Source organism: Streptomyces sp. WAC 04229 (assembly GCF_003947455.1).
Classification (GTDB): Bacteria; Actinomycetota; Actinomycetes; order Streptomycetales; family Streptomycetaceae; genus Streptomyces.
In genome coordinates, this window is sequence record NZ_QHJH01000205.1 from 1 (window position 1) to 12,733 (window position 12,733).

General features: G+C 72.4%; 13 protein-coding genes and 1 pseudogene. 6 read left to right on the forward strand and 8 right to left on the reverse strand.

The window, feature by feature from the left end; all coding sequences use genetic code 11:
- Nucleotides 1–315, forward strand: a pseudogene (locus tag DMH12_RS32625) (hypothetical protein); the annotation flags it as partial.
- A gap of 10 nt (nt 316–325) precedes the next feature.
- Here DMH12_RS32625 and DMH12_RS32630 read toward each other — a convergent pair.
- Entirely contained in the window at nt 326–733 is a 408-nt protein-coding gene (locus DMH12_RS32630; RefSeq protein ID WP_125494996.1) for a DUF1992 domain-containing protein, read from the reverse strand.
- A gap of 95 nt (nt 734–828) precedes the next feature.
- Here DMH12_RS32630 and DMH12_RS32635 point away from each other — a divergent pair, with 95 nt between their 5' ends.
- Nucleotides 829–1,221, forward strand: a complete 393-nt coding sequence (locus tag DMH12_RS32635) for an FHA domain-containing protein (RefSeq protein WP_125494997.1) — start codon at nt 829–831, stop codon at nt 1,219–1,221.
- 16 nt (nt 1,222–1,237) lie between these two features.
- Here DMH12_RS32635 and DMH12_RS32640 read toward each other — a convergent pair whose 3' ends face one another.
- Nucleotides 1,238–1,909 carry an O-methyltransferase gene (locus DMH12_RS32640; protein ID WP_125494998.1) on the reverse strand — a complete coding sequence of 224 codons (672 nt, stop codon included), beginning with the start codon at nt 1,907–1,909 and terminating at the stop codon, nt 1,238–1,240.
- A gap of 370 nt (nt 1,910–2,279) precedes the next feature.
- Nucleotides 2,280–3,668 (reverse strand): glycine betaine/L-proline transporter ProP, encoded by a 1,389-nt coding sequence (gene proP / locus DMH12_RS32645; RefSeq protein ID WP_125494999.1) that lies wholly within the window; start codon nt 3,666–3,668, stop codon nt 2,280–2,282.
- A gap of 410 nt (nt 3,669–4,078) precedes the next feature.
- On the opposite strand from proP, the gene DMH12_RS32650 reads away from it, so the two are divergent.
- Nucleotides 4,079–6,178: a bifunctional glycosyltransferase 87/phosphatase PAP2 family protein gene (locus DMH12_RS32650; protein ID WP_125495000.1), complete on the forward strand. Its 2,100-nt coding sequence runs from the start codon at nt 4,079–4,081 to the stop codon at nt 6,176–6,178.
- Here the strand turns inward: DMH12_RS32650 and DMH12_RS32655 are convergent.
- Together DMH12_RS32655 and DMH12_RS32660 are read right to left on the reverse strand one after the other, a co-directional pair.
- Nucleotides 6,132–7,787, reverse strand: a complete 1,656-nt coding sequence (locus tag DMH12_RS32655; RefSeq protein ID WP_125495001.1) for a hypothetical protein — start codon at nt 7,785–7,787, stop codon at nt 6,132–6,134. The two genes, DMH12_RS32650 and DMH12_RS32655, sit on opposite strands and share 47 nt — an antisense overlap.
- Nucleotides 7,788–7,913: 126 nt before the next feature.
- Complete coding sequence (locus tag DMH12_RS32660; protein ID WP_125495002.1) at nt 7,914–8,504, reverse strand: cysteine hydrolase family protein; 591 nt, start codon at nt 8,502–8,504, stop codon at nt 7,914–7,916.
- 149 nt (nt 8,505–8,653) lie between these two features.
- Here DMH12_RS32660 and DMH12_RS32665 point away from each other — a divergent pair, with 149 nt between their 5' ends.
- Nucleotides 8,654–9,640 (forward strand): GlxA family transcriptional regulator, encoded by a 987-nt coding sequence (locus tag DMH12_RS32665; protein WP_185832687.1) that lies wholly within the window; start codon nt 8,654–8,656, stop codon nt 9,638–9,640.
- Between the two features lie 6 nt (nt 9,641–9,646).
- Here the strand turns inward: DMH12_RS32665 and DMH12_RS32670 are convergent, their stop codons facing one another.
- Nucleotides 9,647–10,303 carry a M15 family metallopeptidase gene (locus DMH12_RS32670; protein WP_125495003.1) on the reverse strand — a complete coding sequence of 219 codons (657 nt, stop codon included), beginning with the start codon at nt 10,301–10,303 and terminating at the stop codon, nt 9,647–9,649.
- A gap of 77 nt (nt 10,304–10,380) precedes the next feature.
- Here DMH12_RS32670 and DMH12_RS32675 point away from each other — a divergent pair, with 77 nt between their 5' ends.
- Complete coding sequence (locus DMH12_RS32675) at nt 10,381–10,644, forward strand: hypothetical protein (protein WP_125495004.1); 264 nt, start codon at nt 10,381–10,383, stop codon at nt 10,642–10,644.
- Between the two features lie 14 nt (nt 10,645–10,658).
- Entirely contained in the window at nt 10,659–11,027 is a 369-nt protein-coding gene (locus DMH12_RS32680) for a hypothetical protein (protein ID WP_260474426.1), read from the forward strand.
- A 21-nt stretch (nt 11,028–11,048) separates the two neighbouring features.
- Here DMH12_RS32680 and DMH12_RS32685 read toward each other — a convergent pair whose 3' ends face one another.
- Nucleotides 11,049–11,906 carry an ECF transporter S component gene (locus DMH12_RS32685; RefSeq protein WP_125495006.1) on the reverse strand — a complete coding sequence of 286 codons (858 nt, stop codon included), beginning with the start codon at nt 11,904–11,906 and terminating at the stop codon, nt 11,049–11,051.
- The coding region (locus tag DMH12_RS32690; RefSeq protein WP_260474425.1) for an ATP-binding cassette domain-containing protein at nt 11,903–12,733 on the reverse strand (831 nt) is incomplete at its 5' end. The genes DMH12_RS32685 and DMH12_RS32690, both read right to left, overlap by 4 nt.

The window sequence follows — 12,733 nt, forward strand, 5'->3', positions numbered from 1 at the left end:
GCCCCCGCCACCCCCGCTCACGAGGCCGCCGGTCCGCTCCTCCCGCACGACGAGGGCGACAAGCTCGGCCGGCGGCTGCACCACGCGGTGGCCGGGTTCGTGGACGCGCCGCGCGCCTCCGTCGAGGAGGCGGACCGGGTCCTGGAGGAGCTCGCCGCGCGCCTGGCGGACGCGGTGACGCACCGCCGCCACACCTTGCGCACCTCCTGGCAGGACACCGGCGAGGAGGGCCGCGCCCCGACCACCGACACCGAACAACTCCGCCTCGTTCTGCGGGACTACCGCGAGCTGGCGGACCGCATGATGCGCCTGTGACGCGCAGGCGTCACCGCTCCGCCCGGCGCTCCCGCCACTGCCGTACGACCTCGTCGACGTCGTAGGGCTTCCTACCCAGCGGGGGGCCGGGCGGCGGCTTGAGCAGCATGTCGCGGATCTTGACGTTGACCGCCTCGACGATCCGGCGGACCACCCGCTCCGACGGCGCCTTCAGGGCCGCCTCCAGGGCGTCCTCCGCCTCCTTGCGCAGGGCGAGGGCGGGCGGCAGCACGGAGAAGCCCTCGCGGGCCATCTTCCTCTTCACCCACCACAGTTCGTCGTAGGTGCTGTCCATCTCGCTCGCGAGGGGCTTGCCCGCGCCGGGCAGTCGCTCGAACTCGCCGCGCGCTTCCGCTTCGCGAATCTGTCTGTCGACCCAGGACTCGAAGTCGACGCCAGGTGGCTTTCGCTCGGTCATGACCCCATTGTGCCGGACACCGTGCCACCGGCCGATCTATCATTCGGCGGCGACAATCCAACGACGGACGTCCTGAGGTCTTCGAAGGAGCGCACGTGCTCGAACTGACCATGGCCACGGTCATCGCGGCGGACGCGGGCGCCACGGCCGGCATGCAGATGGCCGAGGCGCCCAGCGAGCCGGACGCGGTACTGCGGGTGGGCCGGGACAAGTCCGTGTGCAGGCTGTCGACGCCGGAGGACTGGCTGTTCGTCTCCCGGGTCCACCTGGAGTTCCGGTGCGGTCCCGACGGCACGTGGCGGCTGACCTGGCTGCGCGGCTCCCAGCCGGATCCGTCCTCCGAGGTCCGGCTGACCGTGGGTCCGCACGTGCAGGCGGTGGCGTACGGCGGCACCGTGCCGCTGCCGAGGGGCGGCAGCGGCGAGATCGTGGTCCAGGACCGGTCGGAGCCGCGCAGCGTCAACGTCGGCTTCTACCACGAGGTGTAGGACCGGAAGCGGTCGTTCAGGCCAGCACGCGTGCCAGTGCGAAGCCGTCGTGGCCCTTGCCTCCGACGGTCTGGATCGCGGTGCCGCTGAGCCTGGGGTGGGCGCCGATCAGTTCGATGGCGGCGCGGGTGCCGCGTACGTCGTCGCCGGTGTCGTCGGGGTCGGCGACCCGCCCTTCGCGGACCACGTTGTCGATGACGACGAGGCTGCCGGTGCTGGTGAGTCTGAGGGCCCACTCCAGGTAGTGCGGGTTGTTGCCCTTGTCGGCGTCGATGAAGACCAGGTCGAAGGGGGCGGGGTTCTCGTCGGCGAGCTTCGGCAGCGATTCCAGCGCGGGGCCCACGCGCACGTCGACGAGGGCGTCGAGACCGGCCCGGGCCAGGTTGCGGGTGGCGATCTCGGCGTGCCGGGCGCTGTACTCCAGCGTGACGAGGCGGCCGTCGGCGGGCAGGGCGCGGGCCATCCAGATGGTGCTGTAGCCGCCGAGGGTGCCGATCTCCAGGATGGTGCGGGCGCCCTGGATCTGGGCGAGGAGCTGGAGGAATTTGCCCTGGTTGGCGGTGACGTTCACCGGCGGCAGCTGGGCGGCCTCGCTCTCCCTCAGGGCAGCCTCCAGCGCGGGGTCCTCGGGGGTGAGATGGCTGATGAAGTAGGCGTCGACGTCTTCCCAGAGCTGCGACTCGCTCATGAGGGGCCTCTCGTGTGCGTCGTTAGTCTTCCTAAGTAGATGCGCTGACGAAGATATGCCGTGGGACGGGAGTGCGCCGGTGGTTCCGGTGGGCGTGTTTCGGCCGTTGCGGCGGCGTGGGCGCGGGCCGGGAACGGATGTTCGCGGGCCCCGCGCTTGCCGGGTGCCTCCCCCACTCTCGGCTTCGCTCGAGCGGGGGGACCCCCACCGCCCACCCGTGCCGCCCCGGGGGTGCCTCCCAGGCCGTTCAGGCACTGGGGGCACGACTGCCCGCAGCTGGGGGCAAGGCAAACAGCCGTGTGCGGCGGCCCACCACCGAACCAGAAGCGCTACGCCGGCCCCCACCCCGCCCGCCCGGGCGCCGCAGACGTCAGTGGGGTGCCCTCGCCGGTGCCGACCCCGGCAACGGCCGCCCCGCCGACTCCGACATGAACCACACCGCGACGCCACCGACCACGGCCGCCGCCATCATGTAGTAGGCGGGCATCATCATGTCGCCCGTGGCCCCGATCAGTGCCGTCACCACCAGGGGCGTCGTCCCGCCGAAGAGGGACACGGAGACGTTGAAGCCGATCGACAGCGACCCGTACCGCACCCGCGTCGGGAACAGCGCCGGCAGCGCGGACGGCATCGAAGCGGTGAAGCACACCAGCAGCAGCCCCAGCGCGGCCATCCCCAGCCCCACGGCCACCAGGCTGCCCTCGCGGATCAGCAGCAGCGCCGGGACGGACAGCAGCAGGAACCCCGCGCAGCCCGCGGCGATCACCGGCCGCCGTCCGACCCGGTCGGTCAGCGCGCCCGCGAACGGCTGGACGACCATCATCAGCGCCATCACGGCCAGCACCACGAGCAGCCCGTGCGTCTCGTCGTACTGCAGCTCGCTCGTCAGATAGCTCGGCATGTACGACAGCAGCATGTAGTCGGTGACGTTGAAGACCAGCACCAGGCCGACGCAGAGCAGCAGCGCCCGCCACTGCCCGGTGACCATCTCCCGCAGCGGCACCTTCGGCCGCTCCTTCTCCGCCTTCGCCACCTCGGCCGCGAACGCCGGCGTCTCCTCCAGCCGCATCCGCAGATACAGCCCGACGATGCCCATCGGCCCGGCGATCAGGAACGGGATCCGCCACCCCCAGGACGTGAGGTCGCCGTCCGAGAGCAGCGCCGTCATGAGGGTCACCAGACCCGCACCGCCGATGTACCCGGCCAGCGTGCCGAACTCCAGCCAGCTCCCGAGGAACCCGCGCCGCTTGTCCGGGGCGTACTCCGCGATGAAGGTGGACGCGCCCGCGTACTCACCCCCGGTCGAGAAGCCCTGCACCAGCCGCGCGGCCAGCAGCAGCACCGGCGCCCACACGCCGATCGTCGCGTAGGACGGAATCAGCCCGATCGCGAACGTACCCGCCGCCATGAGGATCATCGTCAGGGCGAGCACCTTCTGCCGCCCGACCCGGTCCCCGAGCGGCCCGAAGACCATGCCGCCGAGCGGCCGGACCAGGAAGGCGGCCGCGAAGGCACCGAAGGTGGACAGGAGCTGTGCCGTCGGGTTGCCCGAGGGGAAGAACACCTTGCCGAGCGTCACGGCGATGTAGCTGTAGACACCGAAGTCGAACCACTCCATCGCGTTGCCGAGCGCCGCCGCCTTGACGGCACGCCTGACCAGCGCGGGATCGGTGACAGTGGGCTCGGCGCCGGAAGGCGACGCGGACGCGGACGAGGAGACCGAGGGGGACGACGCGGTGGCGACGTGGGCGGCCGACAAGACTTCGCTCGCCTACCTTTCGACGGGGACAGGGACGCCACGACCCGCACGGCGGCGCTGTCGCCGGGCCGGAAAGAGCCCGCGGCGCTCGGCCACGGGCAGAAAAACGACCATAGGCGCTGATCCGCCGCTTACGCCCGGTATGCTTTTCGTTGCACTGTGCACCAAAACGGCGTACATGCAGGGGTGTCCGCGCGCCGCGGACCACCGTGTACGCCGCGACCTGTGATCCTTCTCGCGAAAAACGTCCCGGAAACCGCGGAACGAAACGCGGACGGCGGTCAGGTTGCGCGGGGGCTGCCTGCGTCTTCTCCCGGGGGTGGTGCGAGCCTCATAGGGTTCGCAGGAAAGACACACTGCGTACACGGGCGCGGTACGGGCGGTTCTACGGGGCGGGAGGCCGACGAGGCGTGGCGAATGCGGAGCACAGTGGACGACCGGCGGAGTCCTTCGGAGCGTCGGCCGCCGACGCGACCAGAGCAAGGCTGCGCGCCGCGCGCCTGGGCCTGTGGCTGATCGCCGCCGTCCTCGCCGCACGACAGCTGGCCGCGGTGCTCGGCACACCGCGGGGCGAACGCCTGACGGACCTGGAGACCTGGGTCGGTGAGCACGGCGTCCTGCATGTGAAGGGGTCGCTGTACGAATCCACGCAGTTCACCGGCACGCCGTTCGTGGGCCTCGTCCTCAAGCCCTTCACCCGCGCCGCCGAACAGGCCCTCGGCTGGGGCTGGACCTTCGGCTCGCTGCTGCTGGTCGTGGCCCTCGGCCTGGTCGCCGCCCGCGCCCTGCCGCAGCCCGTCGGCCGCCGTACGGCGCTGCTGGCGGCGCCCGTGGCCGTCAGCCTGCTGATGCTGTCCCTGCCGGTGCGCAACGCGCTGTGGCTCGGCCAGACCAGCATCATCCCGGTGCTGCTCGTCCTGGTCGGCTGCTTCGCGGTACGCGGCGCGCACGGCGACCGGATCGGCGGCGTCCTCATCGGCGTCGCCGCGGCCTTCCAGCCGACCGTGCTGCTCTTCGCCCCCTTGCTGTGGTTCACCGACCGCAGACGCGCCGCCGTGTCCACGGGGGTCACCTTCGTCGCCTGCACCGCCGTCGCCTGGGCGGCCATGGCGCAGGACTCGTACACCTACTGGGTGCACCACATGGCCGGCGTGGGCCTGGGCGGCGAGGCCGACGACCTCGCCAACCAGTCACTGCACGGCGCCCTGCTGCGACTCGGCCTCTCCGGCCCGCTGGAGATCGTCCTCTTCCTCGTCCTCGGCGCGGCCGTCGCCGGCCTGGCCCTGCGCCGGGCCGTGCGCTACGCCCGCGACGGCCAGCTGCTGCTCGCGGTCGCCGTGACCGGCTGCGCGGCCGTCGTGGTCTCCCCGGCCACCTGGCAGCACCAGCTGCTGTGGGTGCTGCCCGCCCTGGTCGGCCGGGTCGGAAAGCGCGCCTCCGACCGGTACGTGTGGCCGGTCGCCGTCATCCTGGTCATGACGCTGCCCGCGAAGATGATGCTGCCGAACATGGCCGTGCTCTACCCGCTGCGCGACAACGTCGTCCTGCTCGCGGCGCTGGCCGCCGCCGTCGCCGTGCCCTTCCTGCCGCGCACGTCGCCGTACTTCGCCACGCCGGTCCCGACGAGCCACGCCCCGGCGGTCCCGACCCGCTTCAAGCACGTCCCCCTGCTCCCGTTCCTGCGCCGGGTCCTCACCCGCCCGAACCTGCTCCTGGAGCTGCTCCTCATCCGGGTCACGTACGCCGCCTACTCCCAGGTCCGCCTCGCGGCGACCGGCGGCAGCAACTCGGCGGGCCGGGCCCGCGCCGAGGAGCACGGGTGGCAGATCCTCGACATCGAGCGCTTCCTGCACATCGACATCGAGCACGCCGTCAACCACGCGGTGGTGAAGGTCGGCTGGCTGCGGGACTTCTTCGACTTCTACTACACCTCGTTCCACTTCGTCGTCCCGCTGGCGGTCCTGGGCGTCCTGTACTGGCGCCGTCCGGTCGACTACCGCTGGGCCCGCGCCTCCCTGGGCTTCGCCACCCTGCTGGCCCTGGTCGGCTTCTGGCTGTACCCGCTGGCCCCGCCGCGGCTCATGCCGGGGCTCGGCATCATCGACACGGTGCACGGCGTGCAGGACTTCACGAAGCCGGACTACGGCACCCTGACGCACCTCACCAACCAGTACGCGGCGATGCCGTCGCTGCACTTCGGCTGGTCGCTGTGGTGCGGCGTGGCGATCGCGATCATCGCGCCGAGGATGTGGATGAAGGCGCTGGGCCTGCTCCACCCCCTCTTCACCGCCTCGGCCATCGTGGCGACCGGCAACCACTGGCTCCTGGACGCGGTGGGCGGCGCGGCCGTGGTGGCCGCGGGCTTCGGCCTGACCTACCTGTTCCAGGGCCCGAGGGCCAGGACCCTCACGGCGGCGGCGGTCACCGCGAACACACCCGAGCCCCGGGCCGCTTCGGAAGCCGTCAGCAGCGATCCGCCGAGCCCGGCGAAGGACCGTACCGGGAACTGAGCCGGTACTCACCCGGCGCCTCGACGGTCAGCCGGGTGAAGTCGCCGTCCCGCGCGAGGCAGCCGCCGTCGGACCGCAGCCACGGCGACCAGGCGACCCGCACGGTCACCGCGCCGGGCCGGTCCACGCGCAGTACGAGGTCGACGCCGGTGCTGGTCACGACGGTGCCGGGGGTGGAGACGAGCGGTACGGCGTCCCGCACCCGGTAGACCCTCCAGTGGGGGTCCTGCCAGACGGGCTCCAGCCAGTCGGGCCGCAGGTCCGGGTCGCGCACCAGTGCCGCCTCCGCCCTGGCCGGGCCGTCCGGCTTGCCGAGGGGGAGGACGACGAGACCGACCGCCCAGTGGTCCAGCCAGGCCCGGTAGGTGGCAGCGGAGAAGCTGCCGTCGTAGAAGAGGCGGGCGCGCTCCACGTCGAGCTGCCGGTTCCAGCCCCGGGCCAGATTGACGTGCGGGGCGAGCCGGGCGGCCTCGCGGTGGTCGCGGGCGGGCACCACCTCCACCCGCGTACGGTCGGCGCCCAGTCCTTCCAGCGCCCGCACGACCCCGTCCGTCTCGGCCGCCCAGGCGGGCACCACGGTGTACTCCCGCAGGTCGTCGGCGGTCTTCTTGCCCACCCAGCCGACGGAGAAGACGAGCGCGACGGCGAGCAGCCCGCGCGCGAAGCGCCGCAGCCGGGCGGTCACGGGCGGCGGCGGGCCGTGGAGCAGGGCCGCGCACAGCACGGCGGGCGCGAACAGTTCAGCGAACCGTTCGACGTTCGTCCCGACCGGCGAGGCGACGAGGTACGTCAGTACGGTGCCGGTCGCGTAGACGGCCCCGCCCCACCGGGCGACCCGCCAGGTACGGGGGGCCAGCACGGTGACGGCGAGGCCGAGCACGACCGGCGGCCATATGCGGCCCGCCGGCATCGGCTGCTCCCCGCTGAAGGGGAACAGCAGCGTCGTCAGCCCGACGACGGCGGCCGGGGGTATGAGGAGCACCAGAGCGCGCCCCCAGTCCCGCACCATCAGGTACCCGGCCCCCACCACGGCGAGGAACAGCCCGGCCACCGGCGAGGCCAGGGTGGCCAGCGCCGCGTACCCGGCGGCAAGGTACGGCCTCCGCTCCCGGACCAGCGGCACGCAGGCGGCCACGGCGAAGGCGACGCCGAGCGCGAAGGTGGTCCGGCCCGAGGCGACGTTGCACCACAGCGCGAGCGACGCGAGCAGCGCGGGGCCGAGCGGCCGCTTCACCCCGCACCGCACGATCAGCACGGCCGCCAGCCAGGAGGCGGCCAGGCCGGAGACCAGGGTGACCGTGCGCACCCCGAACAGGGCCATCAGGTACGGCGAGACGACGCTGTAGTTGGCGGTGTGCATCCCGCCGTACCAGAACAGCCCGTACGCCGAACCCCCGTGCCGTGAGGCGAAGTCCGCCCACGCCTGCTGGGCGGCGAGATCGCCCCCGCCCGTGGCGAGAAACACCCACCACACCGCGTACAGCGGGATGGTGGGCACCGTGGCGAGCAACGGCACGCGATGCCGGTGCCCGAAGGCACGCAGGGCATCGCTCGCGCGTCTCTCCTGACGCCGATCGGGCCTGGGGAGGGTGAGTTCGGCAGGGACCACGGTCGGGGTTTCCGTTCGGCGTCATCGGGGTGCACGGCTGGTGCACGTGCGAAGACGGTAATTCGAACAGAAAAGTTGACCGGGTCTGGTCAGATCATTCGGGAGTGGTGGCGGCCCGGCCGACGACTAGGCCAGTGACTCCTGCGACGGTACGACGACCCCGTACATGTCGGCGACCGTGGCGAGGGCGCTGTAGTGCACCTGGTGGGCGTCGAGTTCGGTGTCCGCGACCGGGAGGGCGCGGGTGGCGCAGGCGTCGGCGACGACCGTGGGGCGGTTGCCGCGCAGGAAGGCGCCCTGGGCGGTGAAGGCCACGCACATGTGCGTCATGAAGCCGGCCACGACGATGTCGTCGTTGCCCGCCGCGTCGACGTGCTCGCCCAGGTCCGTGCCGAAGAAGGAGTCCGGTGCCTTCTTGGTGACGACGGGTTCGCCGTCGACCGGCGCGACGCTCGGGTGGATCTGCCCGATCTCGGCCCCGAGGTCGTACGGGGTGCCCGCGCCGCCGTCGTGGACGACGTGGATGACCTCGGCGCCTTCCCGGCGGGCGCGGGCCAGCAGCCGGGCACCGGCGTCGAGCGCGGCCTGCCAGCCGTCGAGTTCCATCACGCCGGTCGTGTAGGTGTTCTGGTAGTCGACGAGGACGAGGGTGGAATCGGCGAGCTTGGCGGGGGTGTCGTCGAGTCCGTTGAGGCGGCGGAGGGTGGTTCTGGGCATGGGAAGTCTCCTGGTGCCGGGGGGAATTGGTCTGCCTGCGCCTTCGACGCTATGACCCCCCGGCGATGTCGGCAATGTCGTCTAACCTGCAGATACCGACATGGTGGCGACACTCGACGTCTGGGAGACCCTTGAAACCCTTTCACCCCGTGGAAAGACTGATCGTCGTCGTCCTCTTCGAGGGCGTCGACCTGCTGGACGTCACCGGACCGCCGGAGGTGTTCTCCCTCGCGCGGCGCGAGACGGAGGACGCGGCGGGGTACGAGGTGGTCCTCGCCGCCGGGACCACGGACCCGGTCGCCACCGCGGCAGGGGTCCGCGTCCTGCCCGACGCCACGTTCGAGGCGATGTGCACGCGGCGCATCGACACCCTGATCGTGCCCGGCGCGGTCGAGGTGGACGACCGCCGCAGGGTCCGGGCGCTCACCGACCCGGCGGTGGTCGAGTGGGTGAGGAGGCTCGCGGAACGGACCCGACGGGTCACGTCGGTCTGTGTCGGAGCGCACATCCTCGCGGCCGCCGGACTCCTCGACGGCAAGCGGGCCACGACGCACTGGTCGACCGCGCGGCAACTCGCGGACGACCACCCGGCGGTCGAGGTCGACGCCGACCCGATCTTCGTCCGCGAGGGCGACGTGTGGACCGGCGCGGGCATCAGCTCCTGCCTGGACCTGTCCCTCGCCCTGGTCGCCGACGACCTCGGCGAGGCGGTGGCCCTGCGCGTGGCCCGGCAGTTGGTGATGTATCTCAAGCGGCCGAGCGGGCAGAGCCAGTTCAGCGTCCCGCTGGAGCAGGTCTCCACGACCCGGCGCGTCGAGGAGCTGCGCCACCACATCATGCGCAACCTCGCCGAACCGCTCACCGTCGCCGACCTCGCCGCCCGCCTCCACGTCAGCGACCGCCAGCTCACCCGCATCTTCAAGACGGAACTCGGCACGACCCCGCACGCCTACATCGAGTCCGCCCGCGTCGAGGCGGCCCGCCACCGGCTCGAATCCACCGACGCCACCCTGGACCGCCTCGCCACCACCTGCGGCTTCGGCACCGTCGACACGTTGGTCAGAGCCTTCCGCCGCCGCCTCGACACGACCCCTACGGAGTACCGGCGCAGATTCCGGACGGGGTTGGCCGGGTGACCCGGGTCAATCGAGTTCCCCGGGCCCGTAGTGCGCGTGTTCCGCTCCTGCCGCCAAGGCCCAGTAGCGGTCCCCGTACGACCAGTGCCACCACTCGGTCGGGTAGTTGACCAGGCCGGCCGAGGTGAGTGCGGTGCCGAGAAGGGTGCGGTGGGAGCGGGCCTCGGCGGTGATGTCGTCGGCGTGCGTGTAGCAGGCGCCCTTGCTCTCCTCCGGGGTCGCGTTCATCCGCGTACCCATGTCCAGTTCGCGGCCCTCGGCATCCGCGAGCGTGAGGTCGACCGCCGCGCCCGCGCTGTGGGGTGCTATCTCGGGCGGGGAGACGTAGCGGCTGGCCGCCGAGCGGATCTGGTCGGGGGACCACTGCGGGTTCTCGGCGCGGAGACGGGACGCGTACTCGTCGAAGTAGCGACGTTGGAGGGCGGGTGGACGGTACCCCTCGACGAAGAGCAGCCGTAGTCCTCGCGGCAGCCGTGCCTGGGCTTCGAGGAGCCGGGTGAGCACCCCTTCCCGCAGGTGGAAGCAGGAGCCGGCGGAGACCTGCAACTTGCGCCGGTCGGTCAGCAGGGCGCCACCGCGCCGCACGTCCACGAGCGGTTCGCCGCACTCCTGTACCGGCACGGCGGCCACCTTCGGGTCGGACATCAGAACGATCTCGGTCATGGCGTGATCATCTCGCAATCCGGTTCGCCGGTCGGTCGGCTCGGCCGTGGGCGTATACACAGACGTATACTTCCGGCATGAGTGATGCGATGATCCGGGTCCCCGCCGAAGTGCGGGACCGTCTGGCAGTGATCGCGGAGGCGCGGGGGACATCGATCCGGTCCCTGGTGCAGGAGTTCGCGGAGTCGACGCTGACGGAGGAAGAGCGTCGGGAGCGGGCCGAGCGGGCGCGCGCCTATCTGGCCGAGAACTTCGGGGTCGAGGTGGGGGACGAGGAGAGCGCGGTCATGGGACGCAGGCTCCGGGAGGCGTTCGCCCGGCAGCAGGATGAGGCCGCGTGATCCTTCACCACTTGGTGCTCGACACGCCCACGCTGGTGGCGCTGTCGGGCAATCGACAAGTGTCCGCGCTGATCCACCGGGCCTATTTCGAGACGGAGACCCGCTTGTGGGTGCCGACCCTGTGCGTCCTGGAGGCGGAGCGGGAGCTGCTCGGGATCGCCGAACACGTCGGACAACTGGACGTGATGCACACCGTTGACCTCGACTACGCGGCAGTGCTCGCGGTGACTCGTCTGGGCCGCGACGGAGTGCCGTCGGGCATCGGTGCCGCGATCCACGCCGCTCGCCACCTGCCGGAGTGGGATGCGGACGCGCTGATCGCCACGGTGGCTCCGAAGGCGTACGAAGGGCGCGGCCTGCCCGTGCTGGATCTCAACCGCTGAGGTCCAGGCGTCACCCATCCATTACGCGGGACTGTTCCCCTTGTCGGGCTCCTCGAAGGTGACCGGGGCCTCGAAGGCCGCTCTGCGGGTGGCGCGGCGCAGGGCTCTGAGGATCGGGGGGCCCAGGGTGAGGGTGAGGACGACCGTCATCGCGGCGCGGCCGCCGTCCCAGCCCAGCGACGTGGCCAGGCAGTAGGCGAGGAAGCGGGCCAGGTTGGAGGCGACCGACGCGTCCGGGTCGAAGGCGATGTTCGAGGCGAGGGTGTTCATGAAGGTCCAGCCCGCCAGGTTCATCACCGTGCCGTAGGCGAAGGCGGCCAGGAAGCCGTAGGCGGCCAGCATGAGCAGCTCCGCCCGGCCGCGCAGACGGTCGGGGCCGGGCAGCAGGCCCGCGCCCATCGTGAACCAGCCCATCGCCAGCATCTGGAACGGCATCCACGGCCCCACCCCGCCGGTGAGCAGCGCGGACGCGAACATCGTGACCGAGCCGAGGACGAAGCCGAAGCCCGGGCCGAGGACCCGCCCGCTGAGGACCATGAGGAAGAACATCGGTTCCAGGCCCGCCGTCCCCGCGCCGATGGGGCGCAGGGCCGCGCCCGCGGCCGCCAGGACGCCGAGCATCGCCACGGCCTTCGGGCCCAGGCCCGACTCCGAGATCGTCGCCGCCACCACGGCCACCAGCAGCACCAGCAGGCCCGCGAACAGCCACGGCGCGTCCTGGGCGTGCGCGTTGAGGGAGGCGTCCGGCGGGGCCAGGAAGGGCCAGCCGAAGCCCGCCACGCCCACCGCGCTGACCAGGAGCAGCGCGGTGACCGAGCGAGGGCCCAGGCGGACGGCGCGGGCCTGGCGGTCGGGAGGAGCGACAGGGGACCCGGTCATGCCAGGGCCTCCCGTACCTGCGCGACCGTGAGCCACTTGCGCGGCGCCAGGACCTTCGCCACCTGCGGCGCGAAGGACGGGGAGGCCACCACCACGTCCGCCGCCGGGCCGTCGGCGATCACCTCGCCCTCGGCGAGCAGCACCACCCGGTGGGCCAGCTCGGCGGCCAGCTCCACGTCGTGCGTGGCCAGCACGATGGCGTGCCCCTCGGCGGCCAGACCGCGCAGGATGCCGGCCAGCCGGGCCTTCGCCGCGTAGTCCAGGCCGCGCGTCGGCTCGTCCAGCAGGAGGAGGGGTGGGCGGGCGGTCAGTACGACGGACAGGGCGAGGGTCAGGCGCTGGCCCTCCGAGAGGTCGCGGGGGTGCGTGTCGTCCGTGACGCCGGGGAGCAGTTCGGTCAGCAGGGCGCGGCAGGTGCCGGGGGTCGCGTCCGCGTCCCGGTCGGCGGCCGCGCACTCGGCGGCGACCGTGTCGGCGTACAGCAGGTCCCGCGGCTCCTGGGGGACCAGGCCGACGCGGCGTACGAGGTCGCGGGGGGCCGTGCGGTGCGGCACGGCGTCGCCCGCCCGGACCGTGCCGGAGGACGGTGCGACGAGGCCGACGAGCGCGGAGAGGAGCGTCGACTTGCCGGCGCCGTTGCGGCCCATCAGGGCGACGGTCTCGCCGGGGGAGACGGTCAGGTCGACGTGGCGCAGGGCCTGGACGCGGTCGCGGCGCACGGCGAGGGAGCGGACCTCGGCGGCGTACGGGGCCGTGGTGGGGGTGGCCGTCGGCTGCGGGGCCTTGGCGCCGAGGAGTCGCCGGCGACGGGGGGCGGCGCCGAGGGC

Excerpts from the sequence above, each read along its gene's own strand:
- DMH12_RS32630 (WP_125494996.1), bottom strand. The coding sequence starts at position 733 with ATGACCGAGCGAAAGCCACCTGGCGTCGACTTCGAGTCCTGGGTCGAC.
- DMH12_RS32640 (WP_125494998.1), bottom strand. The coding sequence starts at position 1,909 with ATGAGCGAGTCGCAGCTCTGGGAAGACGTCGACGCCTACTTCATCAGC.
- DMH12_RS32660 (WP_125495002.1), bottom strand. The coding sequence starts at position 8,504 with ATGCCCAGAACCACCCTCCGCCGCCTCAACGGACTCGACGACACCCCC.
- DMH12_RS32670 (WP_125495003.1), bottom strand. The coding sequence starts at position 10,303 with ATGACCGAGATCGTTCTGATGTCCGACCCGAAGGTGGCCGCCGTGCCG.
- DMH12_RS32675 (WP_125495004.1), top strand. The coding sequence starts at position 10,381 with ATGAGTGATGCGATGATCCGGGTCCCCGCCGAAGTGCGGGACCGTCTG.
- DMH12_RS32685 (WP_125495006.1), bottom strand. The coding sequence starts at position 11,906 with ATGACCGGGTCCCCTGTCGCTCCTCCCGACCGCCAGGCCCGCGCCGTC.